The sequence below is a fragment of the Paenibacillus alba genome (genome assembly GCF_013204855.1).
GTDB lineage: Bacteria > Bacillota > Bacilli > Paenibacillales > NBRC-103111 > Paenibacillus_E > Paenibacillus_E alba.
Genome location: NZ_JABMKZ010000014.1, coordinates 136,216 through 162,927, shown reverse-complemented (window position 1 = coordinate 162,927; position 26,712 = coordinate 136,216). Strand labels below are relative to the sequence as shown.

Genomic DNA, 26,712 nt, shown 5'->3' with positions numbered 1-26,712 from the left:
GTCTCATGGGTAGATGAGCAGAGAACGGCCCCTGAGCCTGCCAAAAAGGCAGTCTCGGGCGGGGAAAGTGGCAGAACTGAGCAAAAGCTGAGCTGTGCCTGCCGAAATGGCAGTCTCAGGGTAGAAGAGCAGGGAAACGCCCTCGAGCCTGCCAAAAAGGCAGTCTCGGGCGTGAAAAGTGGCAGAACTGAGCAAAAGATGAGCTGAGCCTGCGAAAATGGCAGTCTCATGGGTAGATGAGCAGAGAACGGCCCCTGAGCCTGCCAAAAAGGCAGTCTCGGGCGGGGAAAGTGGCAGAACTGAGCAAAAGCTGAGCTGTGCCTGCCGAAATGGCAGTCTCAGGGGTAGATAAGCAGAGAACGGCCCCTGAGCCTGCCAAAAAGGCAGTCTCGGGCGGGAAAAGTGGCAGAACTGAGCAAAAGATGAGCTGAGCCTGCTGAAATGGCAGGCTCAAGGGTAGAAGAGCAGGGAACAGCCTTTGAGCCTGCCAAAAAGGCAGTCTCGCGAGGCAACTCCGCATCCCCCACACAAACGAAAGACCTGAGGCACGTCCGCCTCAGGTCTTTCGTTATCTCAACTCGGCAGCTAAGTAAAACACGGCTAGCCGACAAGCACAGGTTCTTTTTTCTCCGCGGCCTTCTCCTTAGAGGAGTCAGCCTCTGGTGAAGCTTTACCTTCTGCACTCTCACTCTGCACTTCGGGAGATGTGACGCTTGCCACAGTAGGAGACACAGCATCCAGCGAATTAACTGCTCCTGAGTCAAACTTTGATTCAGAATCGTCGTTTGCTTTGGAGTCACTCGATGACGCACCTGCGTCATCATTCCCAAGCTCCAAACCGTTCGCTAACTCGTCCGACTCATCGACGGTCCTGAACTTGCTGATCTCCGCAAACAGCTGCTGCGCGAGCTCAAGGATGTCATCGGATTCTTCGGCAATGCGGCGAATCGAGGCATCTTGCTGGATGGAGGTCGAGTTGACCTCCTCGACGCCGGCCGCAGTTTCCTGTGCGATAGCTGCTACGAATTGCACAGAATGCACAAGCTCCTCGTTCTTGGAGCGGGCTTGCTCGATCTTCAGATGGATATGCTCAATCTGTTCCTTCATGCCCTGCATGGAGTGATCGATGCTCTCAAAAGAGCCCAACGTGTCGGCGACACGGCTGCTCTGAGCCAGCGCTGAATCGCGGGCTTCGAACAAGGAGCTTTGCAGCTCCTTGATTTGCTGCTGCAGCGCCCCGATGATCGTGCTGATCGTCTTGGACGATTCGTTCGTCTGCTGGGACAGCTGACGAACTTCATCTGCGATCACGGAGAAGCCGCGTCCGTGGACGCCGGCTCGTGCCGCTTCGATCGCGGCGTTCAAGGCCAGCACGTTCGTCTGCGTCGAAATCTCCGTGATGGAGTAAATGATGGCGCCAATTTGCTTCGAGCTGGCGGCCAACGTGTGCATCGCTTCGTCCACCTTGTTCAGCAGCGCCTGAGAATGCTCGGACGAGTGCTTCAGCGCCCGAACGGAGCTTGTGCCTTGCAGCGTGCCTGCCGCGGCTTCGTCGCTGGCGCGCTTCATTTCATACGTGTACGCGGTAATATCACGGATCTCCGCCTCCAGCTCAGCGATAATGAACGAGCTTTGCTCGGTTTTGATCGCTTGCTCGTCGGCACCGTGCGAAATTTCATGGATGGCTCGCAAAATATCCGTGTTCGCCGTAGCCGTTATCCGAGAGAAACGATGAAATTCATGCGAATGGTCCGACAGGGAGGAAGCAATGTTCTTCGTTGCACTCAGCATATGACGAACTTGAAGGATCATATGGTCGAAGCTGTTGCTTAAAGTGCCAAGTTCGTCTTTGGAATCCGAGTTAATCGTTTGAGTCAGATCACCGCTGGCAATCTGCGTTACCGCTTTTTGCAATCGGGAGATAGGTCTAATGAAGGAACGTATGAGCAGGATGGCAATCAGGATCGTCACGACCAGCACGAGAAATGCCGCAATCATCATGACTTGGCTGGTACTATCAAGGGCTTGAGTGGAATCCGTGATAGCTTGATCAGCTGAATCCGCATAAGTTACATAAAACTTATCTACAAGCTCAAATATTTTATCCTTCAGTTCTTGGGATTCATTATACAAATAGAGCAGGTTAATCTCCAGATCTTTGGGGCTTGTACCATTTCCTTGAATCATTTGGGCGGCAGAATCGAAGTTATTAATGTAGTCTACCGAAATTTGAATCAATTGGCTGCGCCATTTAATTTGATCCGGCGTTGTAGCGGTATCGCCTATTTTTTTAATGAAATCATTGTAAGGCTGACGCTTGCTATTATATTTCAAGATGAATTCAGGTTTTTTGGAAATCTCCAGGCCTGAAGCAATGATATTCATTTCTTGAACCATTTCCTTTAATTCCAAAGCGAGTACCTTCAATTCAACTTTGTCATTCTGATCGTTCATATGTTGTTTAATTTGACTGACCTGGTGCAAGTTGAAGAAAGCAACTGCCAGAAAAATGAGGAGAACTCCACCAAAGCTAGCCATTAATCGGGAACGCATGGTCATATTGAACAAGGACATCTTACGCATTGTCATCCCTCCATTAATAAGACAAGAACCGACTCAATTCTTGTTTTTTCTTATTAATATAGGACTCTTCTATTAACTATAGCGTTGTATTGTGTAAATCAAATGTAAATTTACCCATATTTCTATCAGAAAGATATGAGAATAAAAGTTTTACATTACGTTTACGTTTCGTGGGTTTGGAATTTACATTTGATTGTTACCATAGGGAAGTAAGTTAGTGAGCCAGACAGAAGAGAACGGCGCAAAGCTAACTATAACCAGTAACATAAAATCAAAGGAGGACATGCTAACCATGTTCAAGTTCATGTCGAAAAAAGGAATTACATTATCACTTTCCGCGGTATTAATGATGGGGTCATTGGTCGGTTGCGGCGCAAAAACAGAGACGAAACCTGCTGCTTCTGCAACACCTGCTGCAAGTACAGCTGCTTCAGCTAAACCTACAGATGCTCCAAAAACAGAACTTAGCGGTACGGTAACAGCTTCCGGTTCCAGTGCACTTCTTCCTTTAGTGAAACAAGCGGCAACGGAATTTATGGAAAAGAACCCGAAAGTAACAATTAACGTTACGGCAGGCGGATCCGGTACAGGAATTAAAAACGTAGCTGACGGTACTTCTGACATTGGTAACTCCGATGTTGAGCCAGCTGCTGAATATAAAGATAAAGGTCTAGTTGACCACCAAGTAGCAATCGCGCCTTTCGCGTTCATCGTGAACAAAGACGTGAAAGTAGACAACGTAACAAAAGCACAAGCAGCTGACATTTACATGGGTAAAATCACGAACTGGAAAGAAGTTGGCGGCAATGACGCGAAAATCGTTCTTGTTCACCGTCCAGACAGCTCAGGTTCCCGTACGCTTGTTAAACAAATTATTCTTGATGGCAAAGAATTCACAAAAGACGGTATCACACAAGAAAACAGTGGCGCTATGAAAACAGCGGTAGTTGGCCAATCCAGCTCCATTGGTTATGTTGATACGCCTTATATCGATGATACTGTAAAAGCATTGAAAATTGATGGTGTAGCTTTCTCCGAAGAAAACATCAAAAGCGGTACTTACAAATTGTTTGGTGTTGAGCACATGTATACAAAAGGCGAAGCAAAAGATCCAGCTAAAGCTTTCATCGCTTACATCTCCAGCAAAGAATTCCAAGGCAAACAAGTTCGTGATTTGAAATTCTTGCCTGCTGATTTGCTCAAAAAATAATAAGAACTTCCAACAAGAGCGCTCGCAACATGGGGCGCTCTTTTTTTTTACGACAAAATAAAACTTTTACATTCTCTTAACAATTCATTAACGATCCAATGACAATCGTAACCTATCCTAGAAGTAAGGTATGTAAGAGACATGCGTTTATTAATAGAAGGGGGATTAACCCATTGAATTCAGTAGCAGACAAACTAACAAGCACGAATTCGGAAAAGAGCCGTCCACTCGTTACCAAATGGACTCAAGGACAACATAGACAGGACAGCCTCATGCGTTGGGTGTTTGTTATAAGCGCTGCGCTTGTATCCGCGATTATTTTCTCCATCATTGTCTTCGTTGGTATGCAGGGAATTAAGACCTTTCAAGATGTAAGTCCACTCGAATTCTTCTTCTCCACTGATTGGACACCTGGCCAAAATAAATTTGGAGCTTTTCCTTTTCTATATAGCACATTGCTTATGACGCTGGTTTCCGTCGTGTTCTCGGTGCCATTAGCATTGTCCGGCGCCTTGTTCATGGCCAAAATCGCACCGAAATGGATGCGCGAAATTATGCGCCCGGCAACAGACTTATTTGTTGGGATTCCGTCGGTCGTCTACGGTCTGATCGGGATGACGGTCATCGTTCCTGCTTTGGGCAAGTTTACAGGCGGAATTGGTTATGGGATTCTACCAGCTTCTATTATCTTGGCGATTATGATTCTACCGACTATTCTCTCCATTTCCGAAGATGCTATTCGAGCGCTTCCTAGTCGTTTAGAGGAGGCTTCCCTAGCCTTGGGAGCAACGCGGTGGCAAACGATGTGGCGTGTCCTCCTGCCAGCGGCAAGACCAGGGATTCTGACGGCTATCATTCTCGGAATGGGCCGCGCAATCGGCGAAACAATGGCCGTGTTCATGGTGATCGGAAACTCGCCGCAAATGCCGAAATCCTTGCTGGATTCCACTACCGTGTTAACAACAGCAATCGTCAAAGATATGGGAAATACCAATTACGGCTCCGCTTGGAATAATGCGCTCTACTTAATGGCTTTGCTCCTATTGGTGATCTCCTTATCCTTAATTCTCATTATTCGTATCGTGGCCAAAAGGAGTGAACTGAAATGACAAGTAAAACAACCGATCGTATTGCTACATTTTACTTTTGGGCCGCAGGCATTTTGATCATTGCTATCCTGGCCTGGTTCCTTGTTCGCATATTAGGGGAAGGCGTTCCTCATTTGTCCTGGCATTTCATCTTCGGCAAGTCGGAAGAGATCAAAGCAGGCGGTGGTGTTGGGCCGCAGTTGTTCAATTCGTTCTATGTCTTATTCTTGTCCTTGTTAATTTCCATTCCGATCGGATTATTTTCCGGTATTTACTTAGCTATCTATGCCCAAAAGAATTGGTTTACGGATCTCGTCCGTATTTCCGTAGAAGCTTTATCCTCTGTGCCATCTATCGTTTTCGGATTGTTTGGATTTCTATTATTCGCCAATTTGCTTGGCTTGAAGTTTTCCATTATCGGTGGAGCGGCAACGGTTGCTCTACTTAATTTACCCGTCATGGTTAGGGTCACTGAAGAGTCCATACGAACAGTGCCTGAATCTTACTGGGAGGCAAGCTTAGCACTTGGATCAACGAAATGGCAGGCCATTCGCAAGGTGCTTATACCCGCGGCACTGCCTAGCCTCATCACCGGGATTACTTTGATTGCCGGGCGCGCATTAGGTGAATCTGCAATTCTCATTTATACAGCCGGTCTATCGGTTTCCCGTTTCTTTCCGGATTTCAACCCGCTCAAAATGGGGGAGACGTTATCTGTCCATCTCTGGTATGTTGGTGCCGAAGCTCTTGTACCAGATGCTAAACAAATCGCACAAGGCAGCGCCGCGCTGCTCCTAATCGTCGTATTAATTTTCAATTTGCTGGTTAGCATACCGAGCCGAATTCTACAAAAAAGACTTTCCGGGGGGAAATAAACGTGGCAACTAAACATAAAATTAAAGCAGATAAATTGAATTTATTTTACGGAGAAAATCACGCGCTGCATGATATCGAGCTGGCTATTGAAACAGGTACCATTGCAGCATTAATTGGGCCTTCCGGCTGTGGGAAATCGACCTTTCTGCGTACGCTGAACCGTATGAATGATTTGATTGACAGTGTGCGAATCACAGGAAATGTGGCTGTAGACGGTCATAACATCTATGGCTCCGATTCCGATGTCGTTTCCTTGCGCAAGCGTGTCGGGATGGTATTCCAACGTCCGAATCCGTTCCCGATGAGCATTTACGACAATATCGCCTATGGACCGCGCATTCATGGCACGAAGAAGAAAGCAGTTCTAGATGAAATCGTAGAACGTAGTCTAGTACAAGCAGCGCTTTGGGACGAAGTTAAGGATCGTTTGCACAAATCTGCTCTCGGATTATCCGGTGGTCAGCAGCAGCGTTTATGCATAGCGCGTCTGCTTGCTGTTGAACCGGACGTCTTGTTGATGGATGAGCCAACATCTGCGTTGGATCCCATTTCCACACTGAAGGTGGAAGAATTGACGCAAACGTTGAAAGAGAAATATACGATCATTATCGTGACACACAACATGCAGCAGGCCGCGAGAATTTCCGACATGACCTCCTTCTTCTTGAATGGGTACTTAGTCGAAACTGACAAAACGGATAAGATTTTCACAAACCCGAATGACCAACGTACGGAAGATTACATTACTGGAAGATTCGGCTAACCACATCGAAAGGGGACAGGCAAATGGACGCAAGACCAGGGTTTCATCAATCGTTGACACTTTTACAGAAAGAACTGCAGGATATGGGGGAAAGTGTAGAGAAATTGATTTACAAGTCGGTGGAGTCTCTAGCTAAGCTGGATGAGAAGGCTGCACTGCAAGTGATCAAGACCGATGACCTGATTGATGATTATCTAACGACAATCGATGAATTATGCCTGCGTTTAATTGCCTTGCAGCAGCCAATGGCAAGTGATTTGCGAATCATTGGAACAGCTCTGAAAATTGCTACGGATCTGGAACGCATCGCAGATCATGCCGTAGATATCGCCAAGATTACGATCCGCTTCGCGGGGGAAGAATTGGTGAAGCCGCTGGAAGTTATTCCGCAAATGGCGGAGATCGCCATCGAAATGCTGCATGAAAGCCTTCTGTCCTACACAGAGCGCGACGTTCACAGAGCAGCGTCACTGGCTGAGAAGGATGATCGTGTGGATAAGCTCTACAGCACGGTGATGCAGGAGTTAATGGGGCTGATGAGCTCCGACTATAACCGCAACCGCCAATTGACACATTTGTTGTTTGTAGCTCATTTCTTGGAGCGCGTCGCAGATCATACGACCAATATCGGTGAAGGTGTTATCTATATGGTCACAGGCAAGCGCAAAGATTTGAACGTGTAGGTTCCATAAGTTCCATATGCAAAGCAGCTGCATCGAGTTAGCACAAAAACCTTCAAATCCACGTATCTGGATTTGAAGGTTTTTGTGTCTACGGGCACTTCATTCCGGAGAATTCGGAAGCGGAAAACGAATATAAAAGGTTGTCCCACTCGAGCTGGTTTGAACTTCAATGGAAGCTTGGTGCCTCGCGGCGATGCTGTAGCAGATGGCTAAGCCGAGCCCGGTTCCTTCGTCTTTGGTCGTGAAGAAGGGCCTGCCAAGCTTCTCCAGATGATGCTCATCAATGCCTGTCCCTTCATCGCCGATGAGAAGGACAACATGATCTTGTTCCTGGTAGGTTTGAAGGTGCAATCTACCTCCCACGTGCATAGCTTCCAAGCCGTTCATGCACATATTCAATATGAGCTGGCGCATCTCTTTGTCGTCAAGCTGAATATCTGGACAAGGAGCGAATTCATAGTGGACATGCTTGCCGGACATGACGGCTTCCGCTTGGATGAGAGGCAGCAGCATTTCGATGATTCGATTAATATTTTCTGCTTGTTGATGGGATTGTTTATTTTTGGCGAGTGATAAATATTCAGTAATAATTTCGTTGGCGCGGTCCAATTCTTCCAGCATGATAGGGATATATTGTTTTTGCATATTTCGATCGTTCTCACGAAATAACTGGAGGAAGCCGCGAATGGTCGTCATGGGGTTGCGAATTTCATGGGCAATTCCGGCAGCCATTTCACCTACCAAGTTCAATTGCGCAAGTCGCGCCATTTCTGTTTCGAATCGTAAGCTCTCCGTGATATCTACGGCAACTTGCAGCATGCAGCTTTCATTTTCGATATCGATGATTTCCGTGGAAAGCAGAGCGGTTCGAACTTCCTTTGACTTCGTTTCGTATTTCACTTTGCAATTATGGATCACTTCATCGCTGGAGACATAGTCTCCTTGCTCTGTTCGCAAGAGATTCAGCGTCGTACCCAGAATTTCATCGCCATATCCTGTGTATTGTTTCCAGCTTTCATTAATTTCCAGATACGTGAGGTCAGGCAGACGCCGAATGGCCATTAAGGAAGGTGAGAGCATAAACATTTTCTTGAAGTGTTCTTGAGATTTCAACAGTTTCTCGTGGGCATCAACCAATTCGGAGGTACGTTCTTCTACCCATTGCTCCAAAAGGACATTCTGCTGCTTCAACTTCTCATCGGCTTCAGCCAGCTTGCGATTGGTCTCTTCGAGATCTAAGGTTCGCTTATGTAAGAGTTCACTTTGTGCTTTGATTTTCTGATGATTCAAGTGCATATTGACGAAGGCATCGACTTTTTTGCGCAGCATCTCGGGATGGACAGGCTTGAATAAGTAGTCGATCGATCCGACATGGTAGCCCTTCAATACATGCTCGATCGACGTGCTAAGCGCTGTAAGAAAGATAATAGGAATATCTTGGCAAGCTTTGCGCTGCTTAATTAATTCGACCGTTTCAAAGCCGCTAAGCCCGGGCATTTGTACGTCCATCAAAATCACCGCAATATGATCGGCAGGTTCCTTTAATAAGTAGCGCAGAACCTCCTCGCCGGATTGTAGACAAATAACTTCATAGTGCGAAGAAGCCAGAATACTGCTTAGAGCCAGTAAGTTCTCGTAGCGGTCATCTACCGCCAAGATTTTGACCTGGTGTTCCATTTCAAATCCTTTCCGTGCTTGCATATGCCGACTAAGCACCTAGCGATTCTCCCTTTTCTTTTCGTGGAAAAGATGAAATTACCTCTTTTTTTATTGAAGTCTTTACAAAGATTTTACATAAGGTTAATATAGGCAGCTATTTGGTTTGTTAGACTAGCGTTATACGTAATAACAAACAAGGGATGATGGACATGAGTGCTCAGTCAGAGGTGTTGGAACAGTATCATAAGATGATTAAGGAGCAGCTCCTTTATTCCGTCTATCAACCGATTGTTTCCTTGCAGGATGGTCAAGTAATGGGGTATGAAGCTTTAATTCGAGGCCCGAAGGAAAGTCCGTTTCACTCCCCGCTAGCCATGTTCCAATTTGCCGAGCAGCAAGGCGAACTTTATACACTTGAACAGTTGGCGCGCGAGAAAGCCATTCAAGGATCTATTTTGGAGCATCCGCAGCAGCTGCTATTTATTAATATTTCTTCGCAAGTCTTGTACGATCCTGGGTTTGTTCCCGGTAAGACCCTTGAAATATTGCAGAATCACGGTCTCAGTCCGAACAATGTCGTCTTTGAAATCACGGAAAGAAGCTCGATTGAGGATTTCTCTCTGGCTAAGAAGATTCTCGAGCATTACCGCAAGCAAGGATACCGGATTGCCATTGACGATGCCGGAGCGGGATATTCCTCTTTGCAAGCGATTGCCGAGCTGCAGCCCGATTTTATCAAAATCGACAGGTCGCTGATTGAAAACATACATAAAAGCAAAGTGAAAGAGTACATTCTCGAAACCTTCGTTACGTTTGCGCTTAAAATGAATATCTCTCTTATTGCTGAAGGCATCGAGCATGAGGATGAACTGATTAAATTAACCCGGCTCGGTGTCCATTACGCGCAAGGGTTTTTGTTAGGTAAACCGAATGAAGCTGCTGCTAAACTGCCGGACAATTTGAGCATGTTAATCTGGCAGCATCGCAAAGTGCAGGGCGGCAGCATGACGTGGAACATTGGAGACCTGACAACTCCCGTTCAAGTATTCGATAAGCGGGTGCTGATTTCAGTTGTAGCGGACCATTTCAAGAAGCATCAAGAAGCTGTCGGGGTAGTCATTGTGGATGAGGACGTACCGGTGGGCCTTGTGATGCGGGAACGCCTATTTCAGCATTTGGCCGGGCAATATGCGTTTTCCTTGTTCTGGAATCGCACGATCGACGGGATCATGGACGAAGCGCCGCTTATCGTGGACGAGTTCACCTACGTCGAGCAGGTTTCTCAGATGGCGACTTCTCGCTCCATTCATCATTTGTATGATCTTGTGATCATTACAAGCCACGGTAAAATGGCGGGCGCGGCTTCGATTCGGACGATCCTTGAGAGCATTACGAATGTGCGGATGGAATCTGCGCGTGTAGCCAACCCGCTGACTGGACTTCCGGGCAATCTGCAAATCAATCGGGAATTGAATAAACGGATCAGCGACAACAAGCCATTTCATGTGGTATATGCGGATTTGGATTACTTCAAATGGTTCAACGATCGGTTTGGTTTTCAAAAAGGGGATCAATTGATTCAATATACAGCAGATGTCATGCAGCAAGCCATTGCCGTTTGCGGAACACCTTATGATTTTGTGGGGCATGTGGGGGGCGACGATTTTATCGCGATTTCTGGAACGCAGGCACCGGAGCAATTGTGCAAGGAGATGATTCGCCGATTTGAACAAGGTGTCCAGATGTTCTATGAAGATGAGGAATGGGAGTACGTGTGGGACCGGAGCGGGAATAAAGTGAAGAGCGAGGGAGTCACATTGTCCCTTTCGCTTGTCGTATGCAGTTGTGAATCTCCCATTTCACTCGAACACATTTCACACACAGCGGCGCTTCTTAAGAAGAAAGCCAAAGCACATCAAGGCAGCATTTATTATTTTCAAAATATTGGCTAGCAAACTTGCTTAGAAAGTGTACACCAACTGTTTAAAAGAACGAATAATTATGACCTTCTGCTTTCCGATACGGCGCTCGGATATTTTTTTGATATTTCCAGGATGTATCCAGATCGCGTCCATGCCGCTTGAGGCAGCCCCTACCACATCATTACGCCACGAATTGCCAACCATCACGCATTGGTTAGGAACCGCGTTCATCGATTTCAAGGCACTTTCGAAGATCGCTGGGTGCGGTTTACGCGGACCATCTTTCTCTGAGCTGAATAAGCGCTCTTGGTCAATCCAAGGGGTCAGTTTCATTTTCTCCAAATTATTTTGCAGCCGCCTTCGATTTCCATTGCTGATGATCGCAAGCTGATAGTTTTGAGACAGGGCATCCAGCGTGTCCTCCACACCGGGGAAGAGCGCGACAAAGTGATCCTCCTGTTCTTCAACCTGTTCAAAAAAAGCGCGCGTAAAAGCCGGATTAACGCTTACCGGCAAGGCATGTAGTGCTTTGCGCAAGCAGATGTGGCGCAGCTCATCCGGGGAAATTGGACTTCGAATCGGTGCCTTTCGGTGACGGCTCCATTCCATCTTGTAGCTTTGCAGCACATCTTGAGCGGAGAAGAGCGATTCGTCCGGCTCCCACCTCGCCGTGTAGTCGTTCATAACTTCCAGGAATGCCGAATCAAAGCACTGTCTACGATCCAGTATCGTATTATTCATATCAAAAAAGATGACCTTTTTGCGTGCTGGTGAGAAAAAAGGGCTCATACGGAGAACCTCCTTCTGAAGTCCTGGCCATCGAATCATGCCTTCCTTTTATGTTTATGTGCGGAACCGTTTTTTTATTTTAATTTCGTATGCTATGATGAAGGAAGTATGTCAAAAATCGGGGTGCGAACTTATGGATAAGCTTATTATTATTGATGGTAACTCTATTGCGAATCGAGCTTTCTATGCCTTGCCGCTGCTCAGCAATTCGAATGGCTTGCATACGAATGCCGTGTATGGCTTTACAACGATGCTGCTCAAATTGATTGAAGAGGAAAAACCGACACATTTTCTCGTTGCTTTTGATGCGGGAAAAATTACGTTTAGACATAAAGAATATGCCGATTACAAAGGCGGACGCGCCAAAACACCGCCAGAGCTTTCCGAGCAGTTTCCGTTGATCAAAGAGCTTCTGACCGCTTTCAAAATTCCGCAGTTCGAGCTTTCAGGCTATGAAGCCGATGATATTATCGGAACTTTGACCAAAGCGGCTGATGAGAAGGGCGAGAAAGTACTGCTCGTCTCCGGAGATAAGGATATGCTGCAGCTAGCTTCCGACCATGTCACTGTTGCGATTACCCGCAAAGGGATTTCGGAGGTTGAGCTGTACAATCCGCAAGAAATCAAAGAGAAATATGGCCTCACGCCTGGGCAAATCATTGATCTTAAAGGGTTAATGGGCGATACCTCGGATAATATTCCGGGCATACCTGGCGTTGGGGAGAAAACGGCACTGAAAATGCTCCATGAGTATGGTTCCGTGGAAGAAGTGCTGGCGAATTCGGCTAATCTGAAAGGCAAAATGAAGGAGAAGGTCGAAGAGCACGCGAAAGACGCGATAATGAGTAAAGAGCTCGCGACAATTTTCCGGGAAGTGCCGATGGAAACGCAGTGGGATACGTTCCGTTATGACGGCTTTGATGGACAAGCTTTGTCAGGCATGTTCCGCAAATTAGAATTTAAATCACTGCTGGAGAAGATGGATTTCGGTCCTGGGGCTGTCTCGGAGGAGCAGGTTGAGACTCTGGAAGCGATAGCTGTCACAGCGGAGAATCTCGGAGAGCTGATCGCGAGACTAGGAGATAGCGCTGCAATTCATGTAGAGGCTGTAGGTGAGAACCCGCATCAAGCCGCGCTAGTTGGTGTGGTCTGGTTTGTTGATGATGGCGCCGCGAATGTCTCCTATTATGTGCCGTCTGAGCTTCTTAAGAGTGCTGCCGGGGAGCCGCTGCGCGCATGGCTTGGCGATGAAGCCAAGAACAAGCAGCTCTTCGACCTCCACCGTGCACGGTTGGTGTTGGCATGGCAAGGCATCACGCTGGCGGGTGTGGATTTCGACGCACTCTTGGCCTCTTATCTGCTCGATCCGACGGAATCGAATCTCAGCTTGAGCGGCCTGACCTTCAAGTACGGGCTGCCTGGCGTTAAGACCGACGAAGAAGTATTCGGCAAGGGCGCGAAGTTCCGCTTGCCTGACCTTGCCGCGCTTAGCGACCATTTGGGCCGCAAAGCGATGGCGATTGCGCGCATCGTACCGGTGCTGCGCGATGAACTGGAGAAGAGCGAGATGCAAAGCCTCTTCTACGAGCTTGAGCAGCCGCTTGCAGGCGTACTTGCAGAGATGGAGCTGCGCGGCATCCATGTGGATGCCGAAGGCCTTAAAGCGCTTGGTGTCGAGCTTGTGAAGCAGCTGGACACGATCATGACCAGCATCTACAAGTTAGCTGGGGTCGAGTTCAACATCAACTCGCCGAAGCAGCTTGGCGAGATCCTATTCGAGAAGCTGGGGCTGCCAGCTTGGAAGAAGACCAAAACCGGCTACTCGACTGATGCCGAGGTGCTCGAGCGTCTTGCGCCCTACAACGAAATCGTAGGGCAGATCCTCCACTACCGTCAGCTCGCGAAGCTGCAATCGACGTACGTCGAGGGGCTGCTGAAAGAGGTGCGGCCGGAGACCGGTAAGGTGCATACCTATTACCGGCAGACCATTGCCGCCACAGGCCGGCTCAGCAGCCAGTTCCCGAACCTCCAGAACATCCCGATTCGTCTGGAGGAAGGGCGGAAGATCCGCAAGGTCTTCGTTCCATCCGAGCCTGGATGGTACATTCTTGCTGCGGATTACTCACAGATCGAGCTGCGCGTGCTTGCGCACATCTCGCAGGATGAGAAGCTGAAGGAAGCGTTCCTTCAGAACATGGACATCCACACGAAGACGGCGATGGACGTCTTCGGCGTGGCGGAGAGCGCGGTCGACGCCAACATGCGCCGCCAAGCCAAAGCCGTTAACTTCGGTATCGTTTACGGGATCAGCGACTATGGCTTGTCCCAGAACTTAGATATTACCCGCAAGGACGCAGCGCAGTTCATTGAACAATATTTTGCTGTCTTCCAAGGGGTTCGCAAATATATGGACGATATCGTGAAGGACGCACGCCGAGATGGGTATGTCACCACTCTGCTGCAGCGCCGACGTTATCTACCTGAAATTACGGCTTCGAACTTCAATCTGCGCTCCTTTGCAGAACGCACGGCTATGAATACGCCGATTCAAGGTACGGCGGCTGATATTATCAAGCTTGCTATGGTGCAGATGGCCGACCGCTTGAAGCAAGAAGGGCTGAAGAGCCGGATGCTGCTGCAAGTTCACGATGAGCTCGTCTTCGAAGTTCCGGAAGCGGAGCTGGAGACGATGCGCCGTATCGTTCCTGAAGTGATGGCGGCTGCCCTTCAGCTGGACGTTCCGCTTAGTGCGGACGTTGATTTCGGCCTTACTTGGTATGATGCCAAGTAAGCTTCTTACAATCAACCAATAAAAGAGGTGAACATCTGTGCCTGAACTACCCGAAGTCGAAACAGTCAAACGGACGCTGAACAATTTAATCACCGGAAAAACGATTGCGCAGGTTCAGGTCAGATTGCCGCGCATTATCCAGAAACCGGACGATATCCAGCTTTTTGAGGTGCTGCTGCAAGGACAAACCATTGAAACCATTGAGCGTCGCGGGAAATTCCTGCGATTCATCCTTACCGATTATGTCATGGTCTCTCATTTGCGTATGGAAGGCCGATATGGGGTGTATGACGCGAGCGATCCGCTCGAGCTGCATACCCATGTCTTATTCCGGTTCACAGACGACAGCGAGCTCCGCTACAAAGACGTTCGCCAGTTTGGAACGATGCATCTATTCCCCAGAGGAGAAGAGCTGACACAGCCTCCGCTCCATAAGCTGGGTCTGGAGCCGCTGGATGAAGGCTTTACCTTCGAAGCTTTCCGTGACCGGATTGCTCATCGATCCACGAAGATTAAGCCGCTGCTGCTGAATCAAGAATATATTGTTGGCATCGGGAATATTTATGTAGACGAGTCCCTATTTTTGGCTGGCATCCATCCGGAAAGGGAAGCATCGTCGCTCAGCAAGAAGGAGCTCATTTTGCTTCACGCTGCGATTATTAAGACATTAGCGGATTCCGTGGAAGTCGGAGGATCTTCAATTAAATCGTATGTGAACGGACAAGGTGAAATTGGCTTGTTTCAGCACCAGTTGAACATTTATGGCCGGCAGTCGCAAGCCTGCAATAAATGCGGAACAGAGATCTACAAAACGGTCGTTGGCGGCAGAGGCACGCATATTTGCCCCGTCTGTCAGCCACTCAAACGCCAGAGGATCCGAAAGAAGTTAGAGAAGTAGGCACGTGAAGTGCACCCTCTCCATATGATAAGGAGTACTTAGCCCAGATAAACACCGCTGACTTCGCGTGTTTACGGGGTAACACTCTTAGGAGGGGTATTATGCTTCCTGTACTTTCTTTGCTCATTTTGGCTTTTGCAGTTTCGCTAGACGGTTTCGGTGTTGGTGTGATGTATGGGCTGCGCAAAATACGTATTCCGTTTCTATCCATTGGTATTATATCGCTGTGGTCTGGTATCATTATTTACAGTTCAATGCAAATTGGCGTGCTGATGTCCTCATTCATGTCTCCGATGGTTGCTCAGCGAATCGGTGCGCTCATTTTGATTGGAATAGGCGTCTGGGCGTTAGTCCAAATGAGACAACAGAAGTCCTCGGAGCAGCGAGATGCCGGGAAGACGTTGGATCAAGCATCTGTGAGCGGTATTCAAGCGTCTCAAGATATAAATTCGCCTGAAGCTTCCGACCTCATTCCGTTAGACACACTGCAAAGAACAAAAGAGATTTTGAATATTGAATTGAAACGCTTTGGTCTTGTTATTCAAATTTTACGAACACCGTCGATTGCAGATGTCGATAAATCCGGGAATATTTCGGCTTCAGAAGCGACGCTGTTGGGGCTTGCACTATCACTGGATGCTTTTGGTGCCGGGATTGGCGCGGCTTTAATTGGTTTTGTCCCTTTAATGACGGCTTCGGTGATCTCTATCTCCAGCGGTTCTTTTATTGCCTTAGGCTTAAGAGTTGGATTTCGTTACGCAGAGATGAATTGGATGAAGAAGTTGTCAATTCTCCCGGGATGTGTACTTATTCTGATGGGCTTATTGAAAATGTTATAGTCGAATTAGGAGAGAATGGTCATGAATATCGGGTTAACAGGAGGAATCGCTTGCGGCAAAAGCACGGTTAGTGCCATGCTGGTTAGCCGCGGCGCTCTATTGGTAGATGCGGATCAAATTGCCCGCGATGTTGTCGAGCCCGGCAGCCCTGTTCTTGAACAGGTTGCAGCCCACTTTGGACAAGCTGTTCTACACCCAGATGGTTCTCTTCATCGCAAGAAGCTAGGCGAGATCATCTTTGGTCAGACAGAAGCGCGGAAACAGCTCGAAAGTTTATTGCACCCCCCTATCCGAAAGCAAATGCGGGAACAGATGGAAGCCTACGAAAAGCAATTTCCGAATAAGCTTGTTGTCGTTGATGTCCCTTTATTGATAGAATCTAATTTAAGCTATATGTTTGAAGAGGTCTTGGTCGTATATGTGCCCCGTCACATCCAACTGGAACGGCTTATGCAAAGAGACGGGCTGACGGAGCTGGAAGCTAACAACAGGATTCATGCGCAAATGTCTATTGAAGAGAAGCGAAGCTTGGCGAATGTTGTTATCGACAACAGCGGATCTTGGGAAGAAACCAATGCCGAGGTGGAGCGATTTTGGCAGAGGAAGGGGCTCTCATGACGTTTTTGCGTAAAAAACGTGTTTTTGCCCTTTTGCTTGTTGGTTTTCTGCTTGTCCTCTTTATGAATAGCTCTTTTATAGGAAGAAAGCTGTATCCCATCTACTTTGAGCAGGAAATCAAGCAGAGCGCGGCGAAACATAAGGTAGATCCTTTTCTTATTGCCGCTATCATCCGCGTAGAAACGAACTATAGGCATCATCTGGAGTCCAAAAAAGGGGCTCTGGGTCTTATGCAGCTTATGCCGGATACAGCCGAGTGGATTGTGCAATCCACGAATCTGGAACCGCATGCGCCAGAAGATTTGCTGAAAGTGGATGTGAACATCAATCTAGGATCTTGGTATTTGAGCTGGCTCAATAAGCATTACAATGGAAATCTGTTCTATACGATTGCGGCTTACAATGCGGGGCAAGGTAACGTGAATAAGTGGAAGCAAAATGACATTTGGGATGGCTCCCAAGCGAATATTAATCAAATTCCATTCGGAGAAACGCGTCATTACGTTTCGCGTGTCTTATATTATTACGAGAAATATACGAACCTCTACTCCGACCGATGGGGCACAGAGGGCTCGGAGAGCTCCGCATCCGTACAAAACAAAGAAGCATTGGACTAGCTCCTTTTGGGGGCCTAAAGTCCAATACTTCCTGTTTGGCAGATTCAGAAGCTAATCTTCAAGATTACTTGAATTGACCAGCCAAAGATTGTTCTGCGATTTGTACCAGGCGACGAGTAATGTGACCACCGATGGCACCAGTGTCACGAGTAGCCATATTACCGTAGTATCCATCTTGTGGGATAGAGATACCTAGCTCTTGAGCTACTTCGTATTTCAACTGATCCAACGCTGCGTTAGCTTGAGGAACGACTAAAGTGTTGCTGCTGCGGGATTGTCCTGCGCTCATGTCTGTTCACCTCCTTGTCGGTTGGTACTAGTATTGTGCGCAGAACTTCAAACTTCATAACTTGTAACATATGGTAATCCTGCAAACCCAAGAGAAAGGAGTGATAGCGAATGAAGTGTCCGTTCTGTGACTATTCCGGTACGAAAGTGCTTGATTCCCGTTCAGCCAATGAAAATAAATCAATCCGTCGGCGTCGCGAGTGTGAGAAATGCGCAAGAAGATTCACGACTTTTGAGATGGTGGAAGAAACTCCGCTTATTGTGATTAAAAAGGATGGAAGTCGGGAAGAATTTAGTCGAGAGAAGATTATGAGAGGCCTGATTCGTGCTTGTGAGAAGCGACCTGTTTCGATGGAGAGACTGGAAATGGTCGTGTCTGAAGTCGAAATGCAGCTGCGCACCACAGCTCATGCCGAAGTTGAAAGTTTGGGCATTGGAGAAATCGTAATGGAGCAATTGTATCCCGTCGATGAAGTGGCGTACATTCGCTTCGCCTCCGTCTATCGACAGTTCAAAGATATTAATATGTTTTTGAAAGAGCTTACGCAAATATTGGGAAAGAACGATTAGCGGAATGCGCTGAGCGACATACGTTTTGTACATATAATCACGAAATTTGACAGAAAATAAAAAAAAGACAGCGGATTATCCGTTGTCTTTTTTTGTTTATTCCCTGTAAATGCTGCCATTCCGTGATTTAGCAAGGTTTGAAAAAAAATAATTTTTCAGACATCAACCGACTGTATTTTTGTATGCTTTGATGCATAATTCTTTTATTGAGTACGATTGTCCAACTCGCTTCGCAGAAAATGAATAAATCGAATCGCTTCCTCGGGTGACAGAATGTTGTTATCAAACTTAAAGGAGAACATATTCAGAATATCGTCTTCCGGAAGATGCAAATTGTCAATCAATTGTTTAACGTCTAAACTCATTGTCCCATCTACCATAATTTTTTCTACCATCTTTTATCTCCTCCTAATGCTTCTCTATGAATCGGACGGAGGCTATACCGGTAGCTGGCTGACATTTTGAGCATTGGGTAATGCCAATTTAGTCCCTATAGCTTTGCGTCACCACTTTTCAATGGTTTTGCCTTTATCGTACCGATTCATGCTTGTATCAAAACTATATCACATTTACGGATCACGTATCCATTAATTACATTTATTCGAAGGATGGTTGAAGCATATGTCCGTCAAGTCCAATCAAATTCCAAGCATTTCTTATGAGTTAGACATTGTTAAGGTTGCTTACTCTCTCGGAATTGATCATGTTCGTTTATTGGCCTATGTCTATGCAAATGTTGAAACCATGAAAAGCTGCGATGAAAAGGATATTTCTCCCGATATTCAGGGATGATGGCTCCGTAAAAAGAGGATTGTAAAAAAAGAACCCAGATTCGCATGTACATTCACATGGAATTCAAGGTTCTTTTTACTTGATAAATGTAAACCTAAGCCAAGGCTTAAACCATGATTTTACAAATGTCGTTCGTGAATTCTACGGGATCCTGCAAAGGCAAGCCTTCGATTAAGAGCGCTTGGTTGTAGAGAAGAGCCGTATAGAGGTTCAGCTTCTCTTTATCTTTGGCAAGAGCGTCCTTCAGCGAAGCAAACACTTCATGATGAACGTTGATTTCCAGCACTTTCTCGGCTTTTACATTCGGATTGTTCGGCATCGCATTTAATATTTTTTCCATCTCAATGGTGACATCACCATCTGTGGATAAGCAGACCGGGTGTGTTTTCAACCGTTTGGATGCTTTCACATTGGATACTTTGCCAGACAACAAGTTCGTCATGTATTCGAAAAGCTCTTTGTTCTCGTTTTTGTCGGACTCGGTTTCTGTTTCTTTATCATCCGATTCAATGCCAAGATCGCCGCTGGATACGGATTTAAACTCTTTTTCTTTGTAAGTCATGATCATTTTGATCGCGAACTCATCGATATCATCGGTGAAATACAAGTATTCATAGCCTTTTTCGGAAACAATCTCCGTTTGTGGAAGCTTATCAATGCGTTCGATCGATTCTCCGGAAGCGTAATAAATATACTTTTGATCTTCTGGCATTCTAGCGATATATTCATCCAGCGTAACGAGTTTTTTCTCCTTGGAGGAGTAGAACATCAACAGGTCTTGCAGGACTTCCTTATGGGTTCCGTAGTCGCTGTAGACGCCGAATTTCAGTTGACGGCCGAAAGCCTTGTAGAACTGCTCGTATTTCTCTCTTTCGTCCTTCAGCAAGCTTTGCAGCTGGCCTTTGATTTTGCTTTGAATATTTTTGGCAATCAGCTTCAGTTGGCGGTCATGCTGGAGCATCTCTCTGGAGATGTTCAGGGACAAGCTTTCGGAATCGACCATACCCTTCACGAAGCTGAAGTAGTCGGGAAGCAGATCCGCGCATTTGTTCATGATCAGAACGCCATTCGCATAAAGCTCCAAACCTTTTTCAAACTCTTTGGAGTAATAATCGTAAGGCATATTTTCAGGGATAAAGAGAATCGCTTGATAAACCACAGCACCGTCGGCACTAACATGAATATGCTTCAGCGGCTTGTCGAAGCCATAATGCTTCTCATTATAGAACTTCTCATAATCATCCGGCGTGAGCTCGCTTTTGTTTTTGCGCCAGATCGGCACCATGCTGTTCACATGCTGCTCTTCCTCGTAATCCTCGAACTCGCTTTCACTGCCTTCTTTCAGTCGTTTGCCGGCAATGTCCATTTTAATCGGATAACGAATGAAGTCGGAGTATTTTTTGATGATGGCCTTCAAGCGATACTCGTCCAAATATTCATCATAATTGTCATCTTCGGTATTTTCTTTAATCTTCAAGACGATTTCTGTACCAACGGTATCTTTCTCGCAAGTCTCGATGGTATACCCGTCAGCGCCCGTAGATTCCCATTTGTAAGCCACATCGCTGCCAAGGGCTCTACTGGTCACTGTTACGAGATCAGCGACCATGAAGGCGGAATAGAAGCCTACACCGAACTGTCCGATAATGTTGTGACCGTCTTTGGATTCGTTTTCCTTCTTGAAAGCCAGTGATCCGCTCTTCGCAATGATCCCCAGGTTATTCTCTAAATCTTCTTTGGTCATCCCAATTCCTGTATCGCGTATCGTTAACGTGCGGTTTGCTTTGTCGGCAGCCACTTTAATGAAATAGCTATCTTTGTCAAAAACTAACGCATCGTCGGTTAAAGCTTTGTAATAAATTTTGTCAATGGCATCGCTGGCATTGGAGATGAGCTCTCTAAGAAATATCTCTCTTTGGGTGTAAATGGAGTTGATCATCATTTCCAATAGACGCTTGGATTCAGCCTGAAATTGTTTCTTTTCCACTGGGAGATCTCCTTTCGAATTTGAACGATGGACTATGTTCATAAGTTCATGCCTAGAACGGCGTTAGCACTCTCTTACTTCGAGTGCTATTCAATAATTTTATAACATTGTTACATTATTATGTCAAATGAATTGCGTAGAATCTCCCCATTTAAGTGCCCATTTTTCCATTTCCTTCAATGAAGATTGAAAATCCGCACCTTTTTCTGTTAATGAGTATTCTACGGACACAGGCACAGTAGGAAAGACATCTCGATGGACGATGCCATTTTTCTCCAAATGACGAAGAGCATCGGTTAAGGATTGCGTCCTGACGATGACTAGATCTCGATGGAGTTGTTGGAAGCGTCTTGGACCCTTAGCCAGTTCAGCAATGACTAAGAAAGACCACTTGGCTCCTAAAATTTGCAGTACTGAACAGATTGGAGAGGAGTTGTGTTCTTCTTTTTGCACGTTTTTCATGTTCATCTCACCTACTTACTATTGTATAGGTAGTCAAAATATTTGGATAAAGACCATTTAATTTGCCTTCTTACGTAAAGTATGCCTCTTCATTATAATACATTCAAGAGAAGTTGAGGAGGATGATGAGGATGAATCGATTAACGATTTATGTGCTTACGATTGGGATATTTTTAACAGCTACGGCTGAATTGGTGGTGTCTGGCATTCTTGCTTATATGGCTGAAGATCTGCAAATATCCTTAGCGTTAGCCGGGCAATTAATTACGGCGTATTCGTTATCCTTTGCGATAGCAACTCCCATTCTGGTCGCTCTGACAGCCCGAATTGGTCGTAGGAAGGTATTGCTTGGCTCATTGTTTGTCTTTATTATAGGAAGCTTATTGTCTGCCCTCAGTACGACTATTGTGCCATTAATGATATCCCGGGCGGTACTTGGAATGAGTGCAGGTGTCTATTTCGTCACTGTGTTCGGCGCTGTTGCTAGGCTAGTTGTTCCTGAGAAATTAGGTAGTGCGATTGGCACCATCGTTCTTGGATTTAGCACGGCGATGATTTTGGGTGTACCCATTGGAATCCTAATATCGAAATGGTTGAATTGGCAGTCTATTTTTATCATGCTGAGTGTGCTGAGCGCATTGATTGCCTTTGTCATCTATCGACTTGTACCGGAAATCGAAGGGGATGCGCCAATTTCTTTTATGAAGCAAATTAAAGTCTTGGGCAGCTTCGCCATTGTAAGCGGGCTGTTCATTACGATTTTCAAAGAATCCGGAAGCTCGATTGTATTTACTTATATGACCCCATTCATGCAAGATGTCTTGGAGATCAAAGCAACTGCCATCAGCCTTATTATGCTTGTACTTGGTATTTTTGGCGCCATCGGATCTAGGTTGGGAGGGTACAGTGTTGATAAATGGGGAGCTGCCCGTGTGATTACCTTAAGCTTAATTGTTCAAATCACTGCAGTAGCCTTGTTACCAATAAGTGTAGAGTCGAGGATACTGAGCCTAGTATTCATCGGTTTTATTGTTTTATCGATGTTTGTCAGTGGTCCTGCTGTGCAGAGCTACTTTATTCAGCAAGCCCCGCAATCCGCTAATCTTGTTCTTAGCTTGAATACTTCATTCGTGCATGTAGGTTTGGCAGCTGGAGCTGGGGCGGGAGGCTACTTGTTGAAATCGACTTCAACACTTTTGTATCATCCATGGTTGGCAGGAGTTGTGCTTCTGCTGGGATTAGCTGCAGCTATGATTAGTTTCTACCCTAGGCATAATCGCGAGGCCAAATTGTCTGCCAAATAAGATGGTTTAGCGAGACATATCGATCTGTTATAATAGGCTGGACAGACATCGGATCGAAAGATAAGCTGGCTGGAGGCCTATCAAAGCTTATCTTTTGAGGACGAAAGTCCTTTATCAGGATTACTGATAGATCTTATAAATTCATTCTAATTGACCTGATCACTCAGCCATGATAGGTTCAGGTGAGTGAATATATTGAGGTATGTTTAGGGGTTCATATCAATGCAGGCTATGAGAGGTGGATATTCTTGGAATTTCAAGTAACAAACAGTCCTTTTAATCAGGAACAAGTAGAATTGCTTAACCGTCTACTTCCTACGCTAACAGATACACAACGGATCTGGCTAAATGGGTATCTTGCGGCTACCCAAGGATCAGCAGCCGCCGCTTCAGTGGGAGCAGCTCCAGTGGCTCCATTAGCGACAGCAGCAGCTAACGCTCCGGTCATCTCCAAAGAGGTAACGGTGCTTTTCGGATCACAGACCGGCAAATCGCAAGGTTTAGCGAAGAAGGTTACCAAGAAGCTGGAAGAAATCGGCTTTCAAGTATCCCTTTCCTCGATGTCTGATTTCAAACCTAACAATTTGAAAAAGATTCAAAACTTGCTTGTACTCGTAAGCACTCATGGAGAAGGAGATCCGCCGGATAACGCCATTTCTTTCTATGAGTTTTTAAATAGTAAAAGAGCACCGCAATTGGACGATTTGCGCTTTTCTGTCCTCTCGCTCGGAGACACCTCGTATGAGTTTTTCTGTCAAACCGGTAAGGATTTTGACAAAAGGTTGGAAGAGCTGGGCGGCAAACGCCTTTCCCCTCGTGTCGACTGCGACGTAGATTTCGATGAGCCTGCTGCAGAATGGATCAATTCCGTTCTAAGTTCTTTGAGTGAAGCTTCAACCGTTGCTGTCACAGCAACTGGAGCAGGAGCGGCAGTCGCTTCCGGGGCTGAATCGGAATACTCCAGAACGAATCCATTCCAAGCGGAAGTTCTTGAGAATTTAAACCTGAATGGCCGTGGGTCAGATCGCGAAACACGACACCTTGAAATCTCCTTGGAAGGCTCCAACCTGCAATATGAACCCGGCGATTGCATCGGCATCTATCCCGAGAATCACCCGCGTCTTGTAGACGAATTAATCGAAGCTATGGGATGGAAATCCGATGAGCTTGTTACAATAAATAAAAATGGCGAACAGCGTGCACTGCATGAGGCATTGATTCGCAATTACGAGATTACCGTGCTGACTAAGCCATTGATGGAACAAGTGGCTAAACTTACTTCCAATGCGGGTTTGCTGGAGCTGACAGCTGCAGGACACGAGCAAGATCTGAAGACTTATCTTGTTGGCCGCGATCTGCTCGACTTGGTGCAGGATTATTCCTTAAAAGGGATTCCTGCCGCTGAATTTGTAGCCGTTCTTCGGAAAATGCCTGCTCGCTTATATTCGATTGCCAGCAGCTTCAAAGCTTTCCCGGATGAAGTGCATGTGACAGTCCGTACAGTTCGTTATGAAGCGCAAGGAAGAGAACGCTATGGCGTTTGCTCCGTTCAACTCGCAGAACGTATCAAGGCTGGCGAAACGCTGCCGGTTTATATTCAAAACAACCCGAACTTCAAGCTTCCAGAAAACCCGGAAACGCCAATCATCATGATCGGTCCAGGTACGGGAGTTGCTCCATTCAGAGCTTTCCTAGGCGAACGCGAGGAAATTGGAGCCGAAGGCAAATCGTGGCTCTTCTACGGTGATCAACATTTCTCAACTGACTTCCTGTATCAGGTCGAATGGCAGAAGTGGCTTAAGAATGGCGTATTGACGCGTATGGACGTTGCTTTCTCCCGTGATACCGACCAGAAGGTATATGTACAGCATAGAATGCTCGAGAAGAGCGCGGAGCTTTACAAATGGCTTCAAGAAGGCGCGTGCGTATATGTGTGCGGAGACGAAAAGAAAATGGCGCATGATGTACATGCAACCTTAGCGACGATCATTGAACAAGAGGGCAGCTTCAGTCCTGAAGAAGCGGCAGAATATTTAACCCGTATGCAACAGCAAAAACGTTATCAAAGGGATGTTTACTAAGCGTATCCCAGCGATCGCGAGAGGAGTAAGGCCGACAATGTCAGATAACAATTTACTTTCACCTAATAGTGCGCCGCACAGTGATGTAGAAGAGATTAAAATTAGAAGCAACTACCTGCGAGGCAGCCTTGAAGAAACACTTAAAGACGCCATCACAGGTTCGATTCCTGAAGACGACAATCGCTTGATGAAATTCCATGGAAGCTACATGCAGGACGATAGAGATCTTCGCAATGAGCGTCAAAAGCAGAAGCTGGAGCCTGCTTACCAGTTCATGCTGCGTGTACGTGCAGCTGGCGGGATCGTTACGCCCGACCAATGGCTGATGATGGATCGCGTAGCACATAAATATGCGAACGGAACGATTCGCCTGACAACGCGCCAATCTTTCCAATTGCATGGTGTGCTGAAATGGAATATGAAGAAAACAATTCGTGAAGTGAACGATGCCTTGCTTAGCACATTAGCGGCTTGCGGCGACGTGAACCGCAACGTCATGTGTAACCCCAATCCATTTCAATCGGACGTCCACGCTGAAGTTTACGAGTGGGCCAGCCGTGTAAGTAATCATCTTGATCCACATACCAAAGCCTATCATGAGATTTGGCTGGATGGTGAGAAAGTCTTAGATAGCTTGGATGGCGTAGAACAAGAACCTATCTACGGTCATGTCTATTTGCCGCGTAAGTTCAAAATTGGCGTAGCCGTACCGCCTTCCAACGATGTGGATGTATTCTCCCAGGATCTGGGCTTCATTGCTATCGTGGAAAATGGACGTTTGGTAGGCTTTAACGTGTCCGTTGGCGGCGGCATGGGGATGAGCCATGGCGATACCTTGACTTACCCGCAAGTTGCGCAAGTGATCGGCTTCATCAAGCCTGAGCAAATGATTGATTTGGCCGAGAAAACGGTTATGATTCAGCGTGATTATGGCGATCGTTCGGTGCGTAAGCATGCTCGGTTTAAATATACGATTGATGACCGCGGCATCGATTGGTTCATTGGTGAGCTAACGGCTCGTTTGGGCTGGAAGCTGGAAGCAGCGCGCCCTTACCATTTTGATAACAATGGTGATCGTTATGGTTGGGTCAAAGGAAGTAATGGCAAATGGCATTACAACCTGTTCATCCAGAACGGCCGCGTGAAAGACGAAGACAATTTCTACCTGATGACAGGGCTTCGTGAGATTGCCAAAATCCATACAGGAGACTTCCGTCTTACCGCGAATCAGAACTTGATTATCGGAAACGTCAGCTCTCAGAAGAAAAAGAAAATTGAAGAACTGATTAACGAATATGGCCTAACGGATGGGCAGCATTATTCTGCACTGCGGAGAAGCTCTATGGCTTGCGTTGCCTTCCCAACCTGTGGTTTGGCTATGGCTGAATCGGAGCGCTATTTGCCTACGTTGATCGACAAGATTGAACCGATGCTGGAAGAAGCGGGTTTGCGTGATAAGGAAATTGTTATCCGTATGACAGGGTGCCCGAACGGTTGTGCTCGTCCTATGTTGGCGGAAATCGCGTTCATTGGTAAAGCGCAAGGCAAGTACAATATGTATTTGGGCGGCGGGCATAACGGAAGCCGTTTGAATAAGCTCTACAAAGAAAATATCGGTGAAACCGAGATTCTGGATTCGTTGAGACCGATGGTTAATCAATATGCGAAAGAACGTCTGGACAGCGAGCACTTTGGTGATTTTGTCATCCGTGCCGGTTATGTCAAAGAAGTTCGTTCCGGTCAGGATTTCCATTCTTAATTCCATTTAAATCTTGCTCAAATGCGAAAAACCTTCAGAGCCACGTTTTATAGCGGCAATGAAGGTTTTTTTTACTGTCTAAGTATTCTTTGACTTGTGGCTGCTTGCCACCTTGTGATAGGCGGCTTTTATA

The 26,712-nt window shown here is 46.5% G+C and carries 24 protein-coding genes and 1 riboswitch; of the genes, 17 read left to right on the top strand and 7 right to left on the bottom strand.

What is annotated here, in order from left to right; translation table 11 throughout:
- Nucleotides 1-207, top strand: a 207-nt coding sequence (locus HQN90_RS38330; RefSeq protein ID WP_216855374.1) for a hypothetical protein, incomplete at its 5' end; no start/stop codon positions are given.
- Between the two features lie 393 nt (nt 208-600).
- On the opposite strand, the gene HQN90_RS19080 is transcribed toward HQN90_RS38330, so the two are convergent.
- The gene (locus tag HQN90_RS19080; RefSeq protein WP_173221541.1) at nt 601-2,583 is read right to left on the bottom strand and encodes a methyl-accepting chemotaxis protein; all 1,983 of its coding nucleotides are present in this window, start codon (nt 2,581-2,583) and stop codon (nt 601-603) included.
- 292 nt (nt 2,584-2,875) lie between these two features.
- Here HQN90_RS19080 and HQN90_RS19075 point away from each other — a divergent pair, with 292 nt between their 5' ends.
- The 5 genes from HQN90_RS19075 (at nt 2,876) to phoU (ending at nt 7,203) form a co-directional block, all read left to right on the top strand.
- A complete protein-coding gene (locus HQN90_RS19075) occupies nt 2,876-3,793 on the top strand; it encodes a phosphate ABC transporter substrate-binding protein (RefSeq protein WP_173221539.1) in 918 nt (305 codons plus the stop codon).
- Nucleotides 3,794-3,966: 173 nt separating this feature from the next.
- Complete coding sequence (pstC, locus tag HQN90_RS19070) at nt 3,967-4,902, top strand: phosphate ABC transporter permease subunit PstC (RefSeq protein ID WP_079414910.1); 936 nt, start codon at nt 3,967-3,969, stop codon at nt 4,900-4,902.
- On the top strand, nt 4,899-5,756 hold the full coding sequence (pstA, locus tag HQN90_RS19065; RefSeq protein WP_173221535.1) for a phosphate ABC transporter permease PstA: 858 nt from the start codon (nt 4,899-4,901) through the stop codon (nt 5,754-5,756). Before pstC ends, pstA begins: the two co-directional genes overlap by 4 nt.
- A complete protein-coding gene (pstB, locus tag HQN90_RS19060) occupies nt 5,753-6,520 on the top strand; it encodes a phosphate ABC transporter ATP-binding protein PstB (RefSeq protein WP_079414912.1) in 768 nt (255 codons plus the stop codon). Before pstA ends, pstB begins: the two co-directional genes overlap by 4 nt.
- A 23-nt stretch (nt 6,521-6,543) precedes the next feature.
- Entirely contained in the window at nt 6,544-7,203 is a 660-nt protein-coding gene (gene phoU, locus HQN90_RS19055; protein WP_079414913.1) for a phosphate signaling complex protein PhoU, read from the top strand.
- Between the two features lie 99 nt (nt 7,204-7,302).
- On the opposite strand, the gene HQN90_RS19050 is transcribed toward phoU, so the two are convergent.
- A complete protein-coding gene (locus HQN90_RS19050) occupies nt 7,303-8,904 on the bottom strand; it encodes a response regulator (protein WP_246362614.1) in 1,602 nt (533 codons plus the stop codon).
- 167 nt (nt 8,905-9,071) lie between these two features.
- Between HQN90_RS19050 and HQN90_RS19045 the strand changes: the two genes are divergently transcribed.
- On the top strand, nt 9,072-10,814 hold the full coding sequence (locus HQN90_RS19045) for a GGDEF domain-containing protein (RefSeq protein WP_173221533.1): 1,743 nt from the start codon (nt 9,072-9,074) through the stop codon (nt 10,812-10,814).
- 9 nt (nt 10,815-10,823) lie between these two features.
- Here the strand turns inward: HQN90_RS19045 and HQN90_RS19040 are convergent, their stop codons facing one another.
- Nucleotides 10,824-11,573 carry an HAD family hydrolase gene (locus tag HQN90_RS19040; RefSeq protein ID WP_173221531.1) on the bottom strand — a complete coding sequence of 250 codons (750 nt, stop codon included), beginning with the start codon at nt 11,571-11,573 and terminating at the stop codon, nt 10,824-10,826.
- Nucleotides 11,574-11,706: 133 nt separating this feature from the next.
- Here HQN90_RS19040 and polA point away from each other — a divergent pair, with 133 nt between their 5' ends.
- The 5 genes from polA (at nt 11,707) to HQN90_RS19015 (ending at nt 17,336) form a co-directional block, all read left to right on the top strand.
- Entirely contained in the window at nt 11,707-14,364 is a 2,658-nt protein-coding gene (gene polA / locus HQN90_RS19035) for a DNA polymerase I (RefSeq protein WP_173221529.1), read from the top strand.
- Nucleotides 14,365-14,401: 37 nt separating this feature from the next.
- A complete protein-coding gene (gene mutM / locus HQN90_RS19030; RefSeq protein ID WP_173221527.1) occupies nt 14,402-15,262 on the top strand; it encodes a DNA-formamidopyrimidine glycosylase in 861 nt (286 codons plus the stop codon).
- A 101-nt stretch (nt 15,263-15,363) separates the two neighbouring features.
- Nucleotides 15,364-16,101, top strand: coding sequence for an MntP/YtaF family protein (locus tag HQN90_RS19025; protein ID WP_173221525.1), 738 nt, complete (start codon nt 15,364-15,366; stop codon nt 16,099-16,101).
- A gap of 21 nt (nt 16,102-16,122) precedes the next feature.
- Nucleotides 16,123-16,719, top strand: coding sequence for a dephospho-CoA kinase (gene coaE / locus HQN90_RS19020; RefSeq protein ID WP_173221523.1), 597 nt, complete (start codon nt 16,123-16,125; stop codon nt 16,717-16,719).
- Nucleotides 16,716-17,336, top strand: coding sequence for a lytic transglycosylase domain-containing protein (locus HQN90_RS19015; protein ID WP_173221521.1), 621 nt, complete (start codon nt 16,716-16,718; stop codon nt 17,334-17,336). The genes coaE and HQN90_RS19015 overlap by 4 nt, the downstream gene beginning before the upstream one ends.
- A gap of 64 nt (nt 17,337-17,400) precedes the next feature.
- On the opposite strand, the gene HQN90_RS19010 is transcribed toward HQN90_RS19015, so the two are convergent.
- On the bottom strand, nt 17,401-17,625 hold the full coding sequence (locus HQN90_RS19010) for an alpha/beta-type small acid-soluble spore protein (protein ID WP_079414920.1): 225 nt from the start codon (nt 17,623-17,625) through the stop codon (nt 17,401-17,403).
- Between the two features lie 110 nt (nt 17,626-17,735).
- Between HQN90_RS19010 and nrdR the strand changes: the two genes are divergently transcribed.
- A complete protein-coding gene (nrdR, locus tag HQN90_RS19005) occupies nt 17,736-18,194 on the top strand; it encodes a transcriptional regulator NrdR (protein ID WP_079414921.1) in 459 nt (152 codons plus the stop codon).
- Nucleotides 18,195-18,397: 203 nt separating this feature from the next.
- On the opposite strand, the gene HQN90_RS19000 is transcribed toward nrdR, so the two are convergent.
- Nucleotides 18,398-18,589: a hypothetical protein gene (locus HQN90_RS19000; RefSeq protein WP_079414922.1), complete on the bottom strand. Its 192-nt coding sequence runs from the start codon at nt 18,587-18,589 to the stop codon at nt 18,398-18,400.
- Nucleotides 18,590-18,635: 46 nt separating this feature from the next.
- A riboswitch (cyclic di-GMP riboswitch) is annotated at nt 18,636-18,731 on the bottom strand.
- Between the two features lie 84 nt (nt 18,732-18,815).
- Between HQN90_RS19000 and HQN90_RS18995 the strand changes: the two genes are divergently transcribed.
- On the top strand, nt 18,816-18,986 hold the full coding sequence (locus HQN90_RS18995) for a hypothetical protein (RefSeq protein WP_173221519.1): 171 nt from the start codon (nt 18,816-18,818) through the stop codon (nt 18,984-18,986).
- Nucleotides 18,987-19,092: 106 nt separating this feature from the next.
- Here the strand turns inward: HQN90_RS18995 and htpG are convergent, their stop codons facing one another.
- The gene (htpG, locus tag HQN90_RS18990) at nt 19,093-20,973 is read right to left on the bottom strand and encodes a molecular chaperone HtpG (protein WP_173221517.1); all 1,881 of its coding nucleotides are present in this window, start codon (nt 20,971-20,973) and stop codon (nt 19,093-19,095) included.
- A 123-nt stretch (nt 20,974-21,096) separates the two neighbouring features.
- Nucleotides 21,097-21,435 carry a winged helix-turn-helix transcriptional regulator gene (locus HQN90_RS18985; RefSeq protein WP_246362611.1) on the bottom strand — a complete coding sequence of 113 codons (339 nt, stop codon included), beginning with the start codon at nt 21,433-21,435 and terminating at the stop codon, nt 21,097-21,099.
- Nucleotides 21,436-21,566: 131 nt separating this feature from the next.
- Here HQN90_RS18985 and HQN90_RS18980 point away from each other — a divergent pair, with 131 nt between their 5' ends.
- The 3 genes from HQN90_RS18980 (at nt 21,567) to cysI (ending at nt 26,579) form a co-directional block, all read left to right on the top strand.
- Nucleotides 21,567-22,739 carry an MFS transporter gene (locus HQN90_RS18980; protein WP_173221513.1) on the top strand — a complete coding sequence of 391 codons (1,173 nt, stop codon included), beginning with the start codon at nt 21,567-21,569 and terminating at the stop codon, nt 22,737-22,739.
- A gap of 248 nt (nt 22,740-22,987) precedes the next feature.
- A complete protein-coding gene (locus tag HQN90_RS18975) occupies nt 22,988-24,820 on the top strand; it encodes an assimilatory sulfite reductase (NADPH) flavoprotein subunit (RefSeq protein ID WP_173221511.1) in 1,833 nt (610 codons plus the stop codon).
- A 37-nt stretch (nt 24,821-24,857) separates the two neighbouring features.
- Nucleotides 24,858-26,579 (top strand): assimilatory sulfite reductase (NADPH) hemoprotein subunit, encoded by a 1,722-nt coding sequence (gene cysI, locus HQN90_RS18970; RefSeq protein ID WP_173221509.1) that lies wholly within the window; start codon nt 24,858-24,860, stop codon nt 26,577-26,579.
- Nucleotides 26,580-26,712: the final 133 nt, after the last annotated feature.